Origin of the sequence: Pseudomonas sp. TH37, assembly GCF_016650735.1 — a bacterium.
In the GTDB taxonomy this organism is placed as follows: domain Bacteria; phylum Pseudomonadota; class Gammaproteobacteria; order Pseudomonadales; family Pseudomonadaceae; genus Aquipseudomonas; species Aquipseudomonas farris.
On record NZ_JAEKFD010000008.1, the window covers coordinates 187,399 to 202,653 of the forward strand.

Below are 15,255 nucleotides of genomic sequence, written 5' to 3' on the forward strand. Positions count from 1 at the left end.
GCCTGCGGCTGGCTCATGATGAGTCGGCCGTCTGGCTTTTCTGTTCAACCGATTGCAGAGGGCTCTAGATGAAAATGCTTCCCCTACGAGCGGCCATCGCTGCCGCGTTGCTGAGTGTCGCCGTCGGCGTCTCGGCCAAACCCTTGGTGGTCTGTACCGAAGCCAGTCCGGAAGGCTTCGATATGGTCCAGTACACGACTGCAGTCACAGCCGATGCGGTGGCCGAAACCATCTTCAATCGTCTGGCGGACTTCAAGCCCGGCACCACTGAAGTGATCCCGGCACTGGCCGAGTCGTGGGACATCAGCGACGACGGTCTGACCTACACGTTCCATCTGCGCAAAGGCGTCAAGTTTCACACCACCGATTACTTCAAGCCGACCCGCGACATGAACGCCGACGACGTGGTCTGGAGCTTCCAGCGTCAACTGGACCCGAAACACCCATGGCACAAACTGTCGAGCGTGGGCTTCCCGTACTTTGAAAGCATGGGCTTCAAAGAACTGCTCAAAAGCGTCGAGAAAGTCGACGACAACACGGTCAAATTCACCCTGACCCGCCGTGAAGCGCCGTTCCTGGCCGACATCGCCATGGCCTTCTCCTCGATCTACTCCGCCGAGTACGCCGATCAGTTGCTCAAGGCCAACAAGGCCGGCGACCTGAACAACAAGCCAATCGGCACCGGCCCGTTCGTCTTCCAGCGCTACGCCAAGGACGCTCAAGTCCGCTTCAAGGCCAACCCGGACTACTTCCGCGGCAAACCACCGGCTGATTCGCTGATTCTGGCAATTGCCACCGACAACAACGTGCGCCTGCAAAAGCTCAAGGCCAACGAGTGCCAGATCGCGCTGTATCCGAAACCGGATGACATCCCGAGCATCAAGAAAGACACCAACCTGAAGGTTGATGAGCTCAATGCGATGACCGTTTCGTACATCGCGATGAACACCTCGCACAAGTACATGAGCGACGTGCGCGTGCGTAAAGCCATCGACATCGCCTTTGACAAGGCTGCGTACGTCAACGCGCTGTTCGGTAAAGGCAATGCGACCGTGGCGGTCAACCCGTACCCGGACACCCTGCTGGGCTACAACCACAAACTGACCAACCCGCCGCGTGATCTGGACAAGGCTCGCGCCCTGCTCAAGGAAGCCGGCGTACCGGAAGGCACCACGTTTACCCTGTTCACCCGTAACGGCGGCGGCCCGACCAACCCGAACCCGATGCTCGGCGCGCAGATGATGCAGGCCGACCTGGCCAAGGTCGGGATCAAGGTCGATATTCGTGTCATGGAATGGGGCGAAATGCTCAAGCGCGCGAAAAACGGCGAGCACGACATGGTGTCCGCCGGTTGGGCTGGCGATAACGGCGATCCGGATAATTTCCTGACGCCTATGCTCAGTTGCGAAGCGGCCAAGAACGGCGAAAACTACGCTCGTTGGTGCAATGAAAAGTTCCAGACGTTGATCGACGAAGCCCGGGCTAAAGTTAACCCGGACGAACGCACGGCGCTCTACGAACAGGCCCAGGCCGTTTTCAATCAGGACCAGCCGTGGATCAGCATGGCGCACACCCGCATGTTCACCGCAATGCGCACCAACGTAGAGGGCTATCAAATTAGCCCCCTCACCACTAATAACTTCGCCACCACCCAGGTGAAGTAGATAAGAAACGCCCGGCATCGCTGACCCCAGCGCTGCCGGGCACGCCTAACCGGCTGATGAGGTACCACACAAGATGTTTAGTTTTATTGCCCGCCGATTGGGGTTACTGATCCCCACGTTCTTCGGCATCACCTTGCTGACTTTCGCGTTGATTCGCATGATTCCAGGCGACCCCGTGGAAGTAATGATGGGCGAACGCAGAGTCGACCCCGAAATGCATGCTCAGGCAATGGAACGCCTAGGTCTGAACAAACCCCTGTATGCCCAATACCTGGATTACATCGGCAAGTTGGCCCACGGCGATCTCGGCGAATCCCTGCGTACCCGTGAAAGCGTCTGGACCGAGTTCAGCTCTCTATTCCCCGCGACCCTGGAACTGTCCATGGCCGCCCTGTTGTTCGCCGGCATCCTGGGCCTTCTGGCCGGGGTGATCGCGGCACTCAAGCGAGGATCCCTGTTCGACCATGGGGTGATGGGCATCTCCCTGGCGGGATACTCGATGCCGATCTTCTGGTGGGGCCTGATCCTGATCATGTTCTTCTCGGTGAGCCTGGGCTGGACGCCGGTATCCGGACGGATCGACCTGCTCTACGACATCGAGCCGCGCACCGGTTTCATGCTGATCGATACGCTGCTGGCCGATGACGTCGGGGCGTTCTTCGATGCCCTGCATCACCTGATCCTGCCGGCCATCGTACTCGGTACCATCCCGCTGGCGGTGATCGCGCGGATGACCCGATCGTCGATGCTCGAAGTGCTGCGTGAAGACTACATCCGTACCGCCCGCGCCAAAGGCCTGTCGCCATCGCGCGTGGTGTTCGTTCACGGCCTGCGTAACGCACTGATTCCGGTACTGACCGTGGTCGGCCTGCAAGTCGGTACGTTGCTGGCCGGTGCGGTCCTGACCGAAACCATTTTCTCCTGGCCCGGCATCGGCAAATGGCTGATCGAAGCCATTGGCGCACGGGATTATCCCGTGGTGCAGAACGGCATCCTGTTAATCGCCTGCCTGGTGATTCTGGTCAACTTCGTGGTGGACATCCTCTACGGCTTTGCCAACCCACGCATCCGTCATCAGCGCTGAGATCAAGACCATGACCACTCTCACTACACCGGTAGCAGTCGATCAAAGCCTGCTGTATCCGTCCCCGTATAAAGAATTCTGGCACGCGTTCTCCAGGAACAAAGGCGCCGTCGCCGGCCTGATGTTCATGCTGCTGGTGATCTTCTGCGCGATCTTCGCGCCGTGGGTTGCGCCGCATAACCCGAGCGAGCAATACCGTGACTTCCTGCTGACCCCGCCGTCCTGGCTGGAAGGCGGGCAAATCCAGTTCCTGCTCGGCACCGATGAACTGGGTCGCGACCTGCTGTCGCGGCTGATCAACGGTTCGCGCCTGTCCCTGCTGATCGGCTTGTCGTCGGTGGTGATGTCGCTGATTCCGGGCATCCTTTTGGGTCTGTTCGCCGGGTTCTTTCCGCGCGTGCTCGGCCCGACCATCATGCGTCTGATGGACATCATGCTGGCCCTGCCGTCCCTGCTGCTGGCAGTGGCGATTGTCGCCATCCTCGGCCCTGGCCTGATCAACACCATTATTGCCATCGCCGTGGTTTCGTTGCCGTCCTATGTTCGTCTGACCCGCGCCGCGGTGATGGGCGAATTGAACCGCGACTACGTGACCGCCGCGCGCCTGGCCGGTGCCGGTCTGCCACGCCTGATGTTCGTCACCGTGCTGCCCAACTGCATGGCGCCGCTGATCGTTCAGGCCACCCTGAGTTTCTCCTCGGCGATTCTCGATGCCGCGGCACTGGGCTTCCTCGGCCTTGGCGTACAACCGCCAACGCCAGAATGGGGCACCATGCTGGCTTCGGCCCGCGACTATATCGAACGTGCCTGGTGGGTGGTGAGCTTGCCTGGTTTGACCATTTTGCTCAGCGTGCTGGCAATCAACTTGATGGGCGACGGCCTGCGCGATGCGCTGGACCCGAAACTCAAGAACGCCGCCTGAGGAGATTCAAATGTCACTGTTAGAAATCAAGAATCTCAACGTTCGCTTCGGCGACGCCAACGCCGTTCCGGTGGTCGACGGTCTCGACATTACCGTGGACAAGGGCGAAGTGCTGGCCATCGTTGGCGAATCGGGTTCCGGCAAGTCCGTGACCATGATGGCGCTGATGGGCCTGATCGAGCATCCGGGGATCGTCACTGCCGACGCTCTGAATTTCGACGGCAAGAACATGCTCAAGCTCAGCAATCGTCAGCGTCGGCAAATCGTCGGCAAAGACTTGGCCATGGTGTTTCAGGACCCGATGACCGCGCTGAACCCGAGCTACACCGTCGGTTTCCAGATTGAAGAAGTGCTGCGTCTGCACCTGAAAATGTCCAGAAAGGACGCCCGTAAGCGGGCCATCGAACTGCTGGAAAAAGTGGAAATCCCGGGCGCCGCCAGCCGTATGGACGCCTATCCGCATCAACTTTCCGGCGGCATGAGCCAGCGTGTTGCAATCGCCATGGCGATTGCCGGCGAACCGAAACTGCTGATCGCCGACGAACCGACCACCGCGCTGGACGTAACGATTCAGGCGCAAATCATGGACCTGCTGCTGGCCCTGCAAAAAGAGCAGGACATGGGCCTGGTGCTGATCACCCACGACCTCGCGGTCGTGGCCGAAACCGCCCAGCGCGTGTGCGTGATGTATGCCGGCCAAGCGGTTGAAGTCGGTCAGGTGCCACAACTGTTCGATATTCCGGCGCACCCCTACAGCGAAGCGCTGCTCAAGGCCATTCCGGAACACAGCCTGGGTGCCGCGCGCCTGTCGACACTGCCGGGCATCGTTCCCGGTCGTTACGACCGCCCGCAAGGCTGCCTGTTGTCGCCGCGCTGCCCCTACGTGCAGGACAACTGCCGCACCCAGCGTCCGGCCCTTGACCAGAAAAGCAACAGCCTCGCCCGCTGCTTCTACCCGTTGAATCAGGAGGTGGCGTAATGGCCGTCGTACTTACCGCCCGCGACCTGACCCGTCACTACGAAGTGTCCCGTGGCTTGTTCAAGGGTCATGCGACCGTGCGCGCCCTCAACGGTGTGTCGTTCGAACTGGAAGCCGGCAAAACCCTCGCCGTTGTGGGCGAATCGGGTTGCGGCAAATCCACCCTGGCCCGTGCCCTGACGCTGATCGAAGAACCGTCCTCCGGTTCCTTGAAAATCGCCGGGCAGGAAGTCTCCGGCGCCGACAAGGCTCAGCGCAAGCAGCTGCGCAAAGACGTGCAGATGGTGTTCCAGAGCCCGTACGCGTCGTTGAACCCACGGCAGAAAGTAGGTGACCAACTCGCCGAGCCGCTGTTGATCAACACCAACCTGAGCGCCTCGGAACGTCGCGAGAAAGTCCAGGCGATGATGAAACAGGTGGGCTTGCGGCCTGAGCACTATCAGCGCTATCCGCACATGTTCTCCGGCGGTCAGCGCCAGCGAATTGCCCTGGCCCGCGCGATGATGCTGCAACCGAAAGTGCTGGTGGCGGACGAACCGACTTCCGCGCTGGACGTATCGATCCAGGCGCAGGTGCTCAACCTGTTCATGGATTTGCAGCAAGAGTTCAACACCGCCTACGTGTTCATCTCCCACAATCTGGCCGTGGTGCGTCACGTCGCCGATCACGTGATGGTGATGTACCTCGGTCGCCCGGTGGAAATGGGCCCGAAAGAGGACATCTACACCCGTCCTCTGCACCCGTACACCCAGGCGCTGTTGTCGGCCACTCCGACCATCCACCCGGATCCGGACAAGCCGAAAATCAAGATCGTCGGCGAACTGCCGAACCCGCTGAACCCGCCGTCCGGCTGCGCCTTCCACAAGCGCTGCCCGTACGCGACCGAGCGCTGCAGCGTCGAAGAGCCGGCCTTGCGCCTGCTCGACACCCGCCAGGTGGCTTGTCACTACGCCGAGCAATTCCTCGACGGCGCGGCATAAAAAAACGCGCCTTGGCTTTCGGGGCGCGCTTTTTCTGAGTTGACCAGACCCCTTCCGCCAGACTGCGCATCAGTCCGGCAGGAGGGGTTTTCTTTGGTCCGTCATTTACGTTTGCTTGTCTTCCTCATCCTCCTCATCGGCGTCTGGGTCGTCATCGTCTGATTCGGTCGCAGCGATCATCTGCTCGCTGTGCACGCCTTGCCCGTTCAAGGCCTGTTTTTCATGGTCCTCACATTCTGCCCACGCCACCGCCGACGTGCCGAGGGACAGCATCACCAAAACCTTAAGCAACAACACAATGCGTTGAAAAATACTCATTGCCGATTCCATCCTTTCTTGGGTGACGCATGGATGCCTGAAAGGTACTGAGTGAAATTTAGTTCCGATTGACCGGGTTCTCCAGACAGGACGCTACCGGGTAGCAGAAAATGCCATTGGCAAAGAGATTGGTTTCGAATAAGCCTTATATCCAAACCCACTAACAATGATGCCCCCTGTGAGAGCGAGGCGGCACAAAAAAGCCCCGAGGCTTACGCATCGGGGCTTTGGGTGTTACGGCTCAGCGCTTAATGATGCTCACGCGTCGCACGGAATTTCACATCCGGCCAGCGCTCTTCCATCAGCGCCAGGTTGACCCGCGTCGGAGCCAGGTAGGTCAGATGACCACCGCCATCGACCGCAAGGTTTTCCACGGCCTTGACCCGGAATTCCTCGAGCTTCTTCTTATCGTCGCAATCAATCCAGCGCGCGGAATAAACAGTGATCGGCTCGTAAGAGCACTCGACCTTGTATTCCTCTTTCAAACGGCTGGCGACCACATCGAACTGCAGCACACCGACGGCGCCAAGGATGATGTCGTTGCTGCGCTCGGGGAAGAACACCTGAGTGGCGCCTTCTTCGGCCAGTTGCTGCAGGCCCTGACGCAGTTGCTTGGATTTCAGCGGATCACGCAGACGCACGCGACGGAACAGTTCCGGGGCGAAGTGCGGGATGCCGGTGAAGCCCAGGACTTCGCCTTCGGTGAAGGTGTCGCCGATCTGGATGGTGCCGTGGTTGTGCAGGCCGATAATGTCGCCGGCAAACGCTTCTTCCAGTTGCTCACGCTCGGAAGAGAAGAACGTCAGCGCATCGCCGATCCGCACGTCTTTGCCGGTGCGCACGTGGCGCATTTTCATGCCTTTTTCGTACTTGCCGGAGCAGATACGCATGAAGGCGATGCGGTCGCGGTGTTTCGGGTCCATGTTCGCCTGGATCTTGAACACGAAGCCGGCGAATTTCTCTTCAACCGGTTCCACGGTGCGTTCGTTGGCGACACGGGCCAGCGGTTTCGGCGCCCAGTTGACCACGGCATCGAGCACGTGATCGACACCGAAGTTGCCCAGTGCGGTACCGAAGAACACCGGAGTCAGTTGGCCGTCGAGGAATTCCTGTTGATTGAATTCGTGGCAGGCGCCCTGCACCAGTTCCAGCTGATCAACGAAGCGATCGTACTCGTCGCCCAAGTGCGCGCGGGCTTCATCGGAGTCGAGCTTCTCGATGATTTTCACGTCGGTGCGCTCGTGGCCGTGACCGGCGGTGTAGACAATGATGTAGTCGTCGGCGAGGTGATAAACACCCTTGAAATCGCGGTAGCAACCGATCGGCCAGGTGATCGGCGCAGCCTTGATCTTCAGGACCGCTTCGATTTCGTCGAGCAGTTCAATCGGGTCGCGAATGTCACGATCGAGTTTGTTGATGAAGCTGACGATCGGCGTGTCACGCAGACGGCAAACATCCATCAACGCGATGGTCCGTGGCTCTACACCCTTACCGCCGTCGAGGACCATCAATGCCGAGTCCACTGCCGTCAGAGTGCGGTAGGTATCTTCGGAGAAGTCTTCGTGGCCCGGGGTGTCGAGCAGGTTGATCATGTGATCGCGATACGGGAACTGCATGACCGACGTGGTAATGGAAATACCTCGTTGTTTTTCCATTTCCATCCAGTCGGAGGTGGCATGGCGGTCGGATTTTCGAGATTTCACCGTGCCCGCAATCGCAATCGCCTTGCCCATCAGCAAGAGCTTCTCGGTGATGGTGGTTTTACCGGCATCGGGGTGGGAAATAATGGCGAAAGTGCGGCGTTTCGCGACTTCGGCGGCCTGTTTGGTCATGGGAAATCGCCTGGCAGGTGATTCAAAAAAGGGCCGCGATTATAGCCCAACTTCATCGAAGAACCGAACCGTTGAGCACATTAGGGGTGGCCAAATGCTGCTTCAGATGGGAACCTTTCAGAGCGTGGAGGCGTCCACTCCCCTGTTACGGCTATTCGTCAGGGTTGAAAAATCAGCAAGTTAGCCTGACGAGGCTGCGCTTATGGCTCGATTTCATGCGGTTTCACGAGCATGAAGAGCTGCTTCTCGCGAACGTTTATTTCCCGGCAGCCAGGAATGGCTGGTGGCCGGGGTGGTCAGTTCTGTTGCTCAAATTCGGATGCCAGAAGTTCATAGCCCAGGCGCTGTGACGAGTCATAGCTCGCTATGGCGAGGAACAGCAACGCAGGATATGAGCTTCTGGTGCCGAAGTTGGGCAAACAGAACTGACCACCCCGGCCACGTAACACGGGACTGCGTCCGCCGACTGAAAAAAGGAGTCCGCCTGTGGCTATTCGCTATGGCAAAGGGCTGATAGGAGGTGCGGTTGTCGTCGCCCTTCTGGCCCTGCTGGTCCACTGGATTGGCATCAACACGATCGAACAGTACCGCGACGATTTGTTGTTTTACCTGCAAGCTCATCTGATTCTCGTCCTCGTTTCCATGCTGGCCGCCCTTGTAGTGGGCATACCCACCGGCATCTTCCTCAGCCGCCCGACCATGGTTGGACGCGCCGAACGCTTCATGCAGATCTTCAACATCGGCAACACCGTGCCGCCTCTTGCCGTACTGGCCATCGCCCTGGGTATCCTCGGCATTGGCAGCGGTCCTGCGATTTTCGCTTTGTTCCTCGCCTCACTGTTGCCGATTGTGCGCAACACCTATGAAGGTCTGAAAAACGTTCAGGGTTCACTCAAGGAAGCGGCCGTCGGCATCGGCATGACACCGACTCAGGTGCTATGGCGGGTCGAACTGCCGAACGCCGTACCGATCATCATTGGCGGCGTGCGCGTGGCGCTGGCGATCAACGTCGGTACCGCACCGCTGGCGTTCCTGATCGGCGCCAACAGTCTGGGCAGCCTGATTTTCCCCGGCATCGCCCTGAACAATCAGCCGCAACTGCTGCTCGGAGCGGCGTGTACCGCCCTGCTGGCCTTGCTGCTCGACGGACTGGTGACACTCGCCAGCCGCCTCTGGCTCGAACGCGGCTTGCGCCCGTCTTAAGCCTCGGCAAAGGAATCAACATGAAAAAAGTAAGCTTAATACTAGGCTGCGTCCTGCTGTTCGCAGGATTTGCCCAAGCCGCTGAAAAACCCGTGATTCGCATTGGCGCCCGGGTGTTCACCGAACAAACCCTGCTGGCAGAAATCACTTCCCAGTACCTGCGAACCAAGGGTTACGACACCCAGGTGACCGGCGGTCTGGGCAGCAACCTGGCCCGCAGCGCCCACGAAAGTGGCCAGCTGGATTTGATGTGGGAATACACCGGCGTGTCGCTGGTGGCTTACAACCACGTCACCGACAAGCTCGATAGCGCTCAGTCCTACGCCCGAGTGAAAGAACTCGACGCGAAAAAAGGCCTGGTCTGGCTCACCCCGTCGAAGTTCAGCAACACCTACGCCCTAGCCCTGCCGGAAAACACCGCGAAGGCTTACCCACAGATCAACACCATGAGCGAGCTGAACACGGTGTTACAGGCTGAGGCGAAGACCAATCACCTCGTCGCCCTGGACACCGAGTTTGCCAACCGTTCCGACGGTCTCGATGGCATGGTGGATCTCTACGGCATGAACCTGACCCGCAACAACATCCGCCAGATGGATGCCGGCCTGGTCTACACCGCCCTGCGCAATGGCCAGGTGTTCGCCGGTCTGGTCTACACCACCGACGGTCGCTTGAACGCCTTCAAGCTCAAGTTGCTGGAAGACGACAAGCATTACTTCCCGGACTACACCGCCGCGCCGGTGGTGCGTCAGGTTTACCTCGACGCCCACCCGAAACTCGCCGAAGAGCTCAAGCCACTGGCCCAGCTGTTCGACGACGCCACCATGCGCCAGCTGAATGCGCGGGTCGATGTCGATCATGAAAGCCCTTCATCCGTTGCCGCCGATTTCCTGCGCCAACATCCATTGCACTAAGGAGGAAAAGACATGGAATTTCTCAACGCCTTTTCCCATCTCGATTGGCCGCAGGTTTTGCACCTGACCTGGCAGCACATCACCCTGGTCGGCATCGCCGTGACCCTGGCGATTCTGGTCGGCGTGCCGCTGGGCATCCTGATGACCCGCTTCCCGACACTGGCCGGCCCGTTACAAGCCAGCGCTACGGTGTTGCTGACCGTGCCATCGATTGCGCTGTTCGGCCTGCTGCTGCCGTTCTACTCGAAATTCGGCCAAGGCCTCGGCCCGATGCCGGCGATCACCGCAGTGTTTCTGTACTCGTTGCTGCCGATCATGCGTAACACCTATTTGGCACTGACCGGCGTCGAACCGGGCATTCGCGAAGCAGCGCGTGGCATCGGCATGACCTTCGGCCAGCGCCTGCGCATGGTCGAACTGCCAATTGCCGTGCCGGTGATCCTCGCCGGTGTCCGCACCGCCGTGGTGATGAACATCGGTGTGATGACCATCGCCGCGACCATCGGCGCCGGTGGCCTCGGTGTACTCATTCTCGCTTCCATCAGCCGCAGCGACATGTCGATGCTGATCGTCGGCGCCGTGCTGGTCAGTCTCCTGGCCATCTTCGCCGACCTGCTTCTGCAATGGCTGCAACGCACGCTGACTCCAAAAGGACTCCTGAAATGATCGAACTTCAAAACCTCAGCAAGACCTTCCAAAGCAACGGCAAAGATGTGAAAGCCGTGGACTCGGTAAGCCTGACCGTCAATGAAGGCGAGATCTGTGTGTTCCTCGGGCCATCGGGTTGCGGCAAAAGCACCACGCTGAAGATGATCAACCGCCTGATCAAGCCAACCTCGGGCAAGATCCTGATCAACGGCGAAGACACCACTGACCTCGACGCCGTGACCCTGCGTCGCAACATCGGTTATGTGATCCAGCAGATCGGTCTGTTCCCGAACATGACCATCGAAGAGAACATCACCATCGTTCCGCGCCTGCTCGGCTGGGACAAACAGAAATGTCACGACCGCGCCCGCGAGTTGATGAGCATGATCAAGCTCGAACCCAAACAGTATCTGACTCGCTATCCGCGTGAGTTGTCCGGTGGCCAGCAGCAGCGGATCGGCGTGATTCGCGCGCTGGCGGCGGATGCGCCGCTGTTGTTGATGGATGAACCGTTCGGCGCGGTCGATCCGATCAACCGCGAGATGATTCAGAACGAGTTCTTCGAGATGCAACGGGCGCTGAACAAGACCGTGATCATGGTCAGCCACGACATCGACGAAGCGATCAAGCTTGGCGACAAGATCGCGATTTTCCGCGCGGGCAAACTGCTGCAGATCGATCATCCGGACACGCTTCTCGCGCATCCGGCGGATGACTTTGTCAGCAACTTCGTCGGCCAGGACAGCACCCTCAAGCGCCTGTTGCTGGTGAAAGCCGAAGACGCGGCGGACAACGCACCCTCGGTGAGCCCGGGAACTCCGGTGGCCGAAGCGCTGGAATTGATGGACGAACTGGACCGTCGCTACGTGGTGGTTACCTGCGCCGAGAACAAGGCCTTGGGCTACGTGCGCCGTCGCGACCTGCACCGCCAGACCGGCACCTGCGCGCAATACCTGCGCGAGTTCAACGCCACTGCGGTGTACGACGAGCATTTGCGCATCCTGCTGTCGCGCATGTACGAGTTCAACCGCTCGTGGCTGCCGGTGATGGATGCGGAGCGGGTGTTCCTGGGTGAGGTGACTCAGGAATCGATTGCCGAGTACTTGAGCTCCGGTAAGTCTCGTGGGGGCAAGACCAGTATTGTTTCGCCGGCCGAGACTGCGTTGGCCTGACTGACGCCATCGCGGGCAAGCCCGCTCCCACAGGGTTCTTGGCGTACACGAGACTTGTGTACGCCAGAAATCACTGTGGGAGCGGGCTTGCCCGCGATTGGGGGCACCAAAAATACCTGCTGAATCCCCTCAAATATCCCTCCACAGGGAACATCACACTGTCATGCAGGTCGGTTACATCAGTAGCTGTCCGGGACCGCACGACGGAAGCGTGCAAAAACGCGACATTTTTTGTTGATCTCGAGCTCCTCACGCCCTAAAGTTCGCGCCGAACGTCCATGCTGGAAACGATCCATCCGGCTCAAGTACTGACGACGAGACAGCAAGGCCAAGGGTAGACCCATCTCCCGTGGCCTTTTTGCTTTCGGCGACATGCCTTGGGAAGTAGGCGAACCAAAGTGGGGATACGGAGGGCGTTCATTTGCACCCATTGATAATTTCAGTTTGCCAGTAGGAGTTCCCAGCATGTCGATCAACGTCGAAGACTATTTCGCGCGCGATACCTTCCAGAAAATGAAGGCTTTCGCCGACAAACAAGAAACCCCGTTCGTGGTGATCGACACCGCGATGATCAGCCAGGCCTACGACGACCTGCGCGCCGGTTTCGAATTCGCCAAGGTCTACTACGCAGTCAAGGCCAACCCGGCCGTTGAAATCATCGACCTGCTCAAAGAGAAAGGCTCGAACTTCGACATCGCCTCGATCTACGAGCTCGACAAAGTGATGAACCAGGGCGTCGGCCCGGATCGCATCAGCTACGGCAACACCATCAAGAAATCCAAGGACATTCGCTACTTCTACGAGAAGGGCGTGCGTCTGTATGCCACCGACTCCGAAGCCGACCTGCGCAACATCGCCAAGGCAGCTCCGGGTTCGAAAGTCTATGTGCGCATCCTGACTGAAGGCTCGACCACCGCCGACTGGCCACTGTCGCGTAAATTCGGCTGCCAGACCGACATGGCCATGGACCTGTTGATCCTCGCTCGCGACCTGGGCCTGGTGCCTTACGGCATCTCGTTCCACGTTGGTTCGCAGCAGCGTGACATCAGCGTCTGGGACGCAGCGATCGCCAAGGTCAAAGTGATCTTCGAACGCCTGAAAGAAGAAGACGGCATTCACCTGAAGCTGATCAACATGGGCGGCGGCTTCCCGGCCAACTACATCACCCGCACCAACAGCCTGGAAACCTACGCCGAAGAAATCATCCGCTTCCTCAAGGAAGACTTCGGCGACGAGCTGCCGGAAATCATCCTGGAACCAGGCCGTTCGCTGATCGCCAACGCCGGCATTCTGGTCAGTGAAGTGGTGCTGGTGGCGCGTAAATCCCGTACCGCCGTCGAGCGATGGGTGTACACGGATGTGGGCAAGTTCTCCGGCCTGATCGAAACCATGGACGAAGCCATCAAGTTCCCTATCTGGACCGAGAAGAAAGGCGAGATGGAAGAAGTGGTTATCGCCGGCCCAACCTGCGATAGCGCCGACATCATGTACGAAAACTACAAGTACGGCCTGCCGCTGAACCTGGCGATCGGTGACCGTTTGTACTGGTTGTCGACCGGTGCATACACCACCAGCTACAGCGCTGTTGAGTTCAATGGCTTCCCGCCGTTGAAGTCGTTCTACGTGTAAAAACCACGCGCAGAAATGAAAAAGCCCATGACGTGTCATGGGCTTTTTTGTGTCTGAACTTTCTACCGCGAAAAGCAGTTGATCGTTTCCACGCTCTGCATTGGAACGATCATATGCCACTGACGACTTATCCTATTCAACTCTATTGGAGGGGCAACGGTAATGGATGATCAGTGCTCAAACTGTCTGCCCACGCCTGAACAATTCCATGGTCAAACACCCTTCCAGCATCAACGTCCGCCAAAGCCTCATGAGTAAGTCGACATTGCTCTGCGCCCAGTTGCATTGTCTTTTGACGGTACTCAATCGCCAAGGCGCGAATTCGCAGATCGGTTGCGCTCACCAGCGCCTTGCTCGCCACCCGCAAAAAATTCAGATTCCCGCCGTCCAGTGCCTTGTGCAGCCAACACAGCGCCTCGTCGATCTTGCCTTCATCCGCCAACACCGCTGCATAACTGAACTGCCCACGAAAATCCCCGCCGACCGCCGAGCGTCGATACCAGTCACGGGCAGCTAGCGGATCTGCCGGACAAACCCGGCCTTCTTCCAGATAACGCCCCAGCAGGTTCATCGACTTCGCGTGGCCCAATTCAGCTGCCCGCCGATACAGACTCAGCGCTTGCACCTGATCCTCGATCACCCCACGACCAGTAGCCAGCAGATTGGCGTAGTTGTACATCGCCCAATCCAGTCCGGCTTCAGCGGCAACACGATAATGCCCCGCGGCTATCGAAGCATCGGCGGTGCAACCCCAGCCATGTTCATGACAACGACCGAGCATATTGCGCGCCATCGAATGTCCGCCCTGGGCGGCGATATCGAACCAGCGCACGGCTAGCGGCTGATCCTGCTCAATCCCTCGCCCGTCCAGGAGGATCTGCCCGAGCAACGCCTGAGCATCGAGCACGCCTTCACGGACGGCGATCAGGATCGCCTGAGCCGCGCGCGCCGGGCTTTCTTCGAGCATCGACTTGAGGCGGTCGCCGTCGAGGATTTCCTCGCGGTGCAACCGAAAGTCCGTCACTTACACCTCGACCCAGCGACGCAACAGGTTGTGGTAGGTGCCGGTCAGGCGGATCAATGAAGGATGGTCGGGCATGTCCTGGGTCAACTGTTGAATCGCCCCGTCCATCTCGAACAGCAAGGCGCGCTGGCTGTCTTCACGCACCAGGCTTTGCGTCCAGAAAAACGAGGCGTAACGGGTGCCGCGAGTGACGGCGTTGACCTTGTGCAGGCTGGTCCCGGGATACAGGACCATGTCACCAGCGGGCAATTTCACGCGCTGGGTACCGAAGGTGTCCTGGATTTCCAGTTCTCCGCCGTCGTAGTCCTCCGGTTCACTGAAGAACAGCGTCGCCGACAGGTCGGTGCGCACTCGCTCGATGCTGCCCTTGGGCTGGCGCACGGCGTTGTCGATGTGGAAGTCGAAACTGCCACCGGCCGTGTAACAGTTCAGTAACGGAGGGAAGACCTTGTGCGGTAATGCCGCCGACATGAACTGCGGATTTTTCCACAGCCGCTCGAGCATCGCCGCACCTATTTCCTTGGCCAACGGATGCCCTTCCGGCAGTTGCAAATTGTGCTTGGCCTTGGCCGACTGGTAACCGGCGGTGATTTTGCCATCGGCCCAATCCGCCTGCGTCAGAGCCTCGCGAATGCGCTGCACTTCTTCTTTCGCGAACACGCCGGGAATGTGCAGCAACATGGAAAGACACCTGAAGGCAAAGGAGCGCCAATGGTATTGATTCTTATTGCCTATGTAAAACCCGTGTGACGAATGAAACGGCAAAAACCGTAAAGGTAAATTGTAAAGAATGTAAATTTGTCGCGAATAGTAACGTTTCGCAATTGATACAGATACGTGTTTACCCTATATTCCGCGGCCTCAAATCCTTGGGGAGGGGAATTCA

The 15,255-nt window shown here is 58.8% G+C and carries 13 protein-coding genes and 1 pseudogene; 10 read left to right on the forward strand and 4 right to left on the reverse strand.

Annotation, left to right across the window (positions count from 1 at the left end; genetic code table 11):
- Window positions 1–68 precede the first annotated feature (68 nt).
- From JFU11_RS20515 to JFU11_RS20535, 5 genes are all read left to right on the forward strand, one after another.
- Window positions 69–1,664, forward strand: a complete 1,596-nt coding sequence (locus tag JFU11_RS20515) for an ABC transporter substrate-binding protein (RefSeq protein ID WP_123721288.1) — start codon at window positions 69–71, stop codon at window positions 1,662–1,664.
- A gap of 73 nt (window positions 1,665–1,737) precedes the next feature.
- Window positions 1,738–2,748, forward strand: coding sequence for an ABC transporter permease subunit (locus JFU11_RS20520; RefSeq protein WP_007900379.1), 1,011 nt, complete (start codon window positions 1,738–1,740; stop codon window positions 2,746–2,748).
- A 10-nt stretch (window positions 2,749–2,758) separates the two neighbouring features.
- A complete protein-coding gene (locus JFU11_RS20525) occupies window positions 2,759–3,670 on the forward strand; it encodes an ABC transporter permease subunit (RefSeq protein WP_052965615.1) in 912 nt (303 codons plus the stop codon).
- A 10-nt stretch (window positions 3,671–3,680) separates the two neighbouring features.
- Complete coding sequence (locus JFU11_RS20530; protein ID WP_201061959.1) at window positions 3,681–4,649, forward strand: oligopeptide/dipeptide ABC transporter ATP-binding protein; 969 nt, start codon at window positions 3,681–3,683, stop codon at window positions 4,647–4,649.
- Window positions 4,649–5,629: a peptide ABC transporter ATP-binding protein gene (locus tag JFU11_RS20535; protein ID WP_123721290.1), complete on the forward strand. Its 981-nt coding sequence runs from the start codon at window positions 4,649–4,651 to the stop codon at window positions 5,627–5,629. The genes JFU11_RS20530 and JFU11_RS20535 overlap by 1 nt, the downstream gene beginning before the upstream one ends.
- 105 nt (window positions 5,630–5,734) lie before the next feature.
- Here the strand turns inward: JFU11_RS20535 and JFU11_RS20540 are convergent, their stop codons facing one another.
- Both JFU11_RS20540 and JFU11_RS20545 read right to left on the reverse strand, forming a co-directional pair.
- Window positions 5,735–5,947 (reverse strand): hypothetical protein, encoded by a 213-nt coding sequence (locus tag JFU11_RS20540; RefSeq protein WP_123721291.1) that lies wholly within the window; start codon window positions 5,945–5,947, stop codon window positions 5,735–5,737.
- Between the two features lie 248 nt (window positions 5,948–6,195).
- On the reverse strand, window positions 6,196–7,779 hold the full coding sequence (locus JFU11_RS20545; RefSeq protein ID WP_007942808.1) for a peptide chain release factor 3: 1,584 nt from the start codon (window positions 7,777–7,779) through the stop codon (window positions 6,196–6,198).
- Window positions 7,780–8,265: 486 nt separating this feature from the next.
- Here JFU11_RS20545 and JFU11_RS20550 point away from each other — a divergent pair, with 486 nt between their 5' ends.
- The 5 genes from JFU11_RS20550 to JFU11_RS20570 all read left to right on the forward strand — a co-directional run bounded on the left by JFU11_RS20550 (window position 8,266) and on the right by JFU11_RS20570 (window position 13,345).
- Window positions 8,266–8,982, forward strand: coding sequence for an ABC transporter permease (locus JFU11_RS20550; RefSeq protein WP_201061961.1), 717 nt, complete (start codon window positions 8,266–8,268; stop codon window positions 8,980–8,982).
- 20 nt (window positions 8,983–9,002) lie between these two features.
- Window positions 9,003–9,896 (forward strand): glycine betaine ABC transporter substrate-binding protein, encoded by an 894-nt coding sequence (locus tag JFU11_RS20555; protein WP_201061963.1) that lies wholly within the window; start codon window positions 9,003–9,005, stop codon window positions 9,894–9,896.
- Between the two features lie 12 nt (window positions 9,897–9,908).
- Window positions 9,909–10,562: an ABC transporter permease gene (locus JFU11_RS20560; RefSeq protein ID WP_007900392.1), complete on the forward strand. Its 654-nt coding sequence runs from the start codon at window positions 9,909–9,911 to the stop codon at window positions 10,560–10,562.
- Window positions 10,559–11,716 carry an ABC transporter ATP-binding protein gene (locus JFU11_RS20565; protein ID WP_123721295.1) on the forward strand — a complete coding sequence of 386 codons (1,158 nt, stop codon included), beginning with the start codon at window positions 10,559–10,561 and terminating at the stop codon, window positions 11,714–11,716. Before JFU11_RS20560 ends, JFU11_RS20565 begins: the two co-directional genes overlap by 4 nt.
- A gap of 465 nt (window positions 11,717–12,181) precedes the next feature.
- Window positions 12,182–13,345, forward strand: coding sequence for a type III PLP-dependent enzyme (locus tag JFU11_RS20570; protein ID WP_052965627.1), 1,164 nt, complete (start codon window positions 12,182–12,184; stop codon window positions 13,343–13,345).
- Window positions 13,346–13,622: 277 nt separating this feature from the next.
- Here JFU11_RS20570 and JFU11_RS20575 read toward each other — a convergent pair.
- Window positions 13,623–14,312: pseudogene (locus JFU11_RS20575) on the reverse strand (tetratricopeptide repeat protein); the annotation flags it as partial.
- Between the two features lie 57 nt (window positions 14,313–14,369).
- Window positions 14,370–15,050, reverse strand: a complete 681-nt coding sequence (locus tag JFU11_RS20580) for a Fe2+-dependent dioxygenase (protein WP_123721297.1) — start codon at window positions 15,048–15,050, stop codon at window positions 14,370–14,372.
- Window positions 15,051–15,255 lie beyond the last annotated feature (205 nt).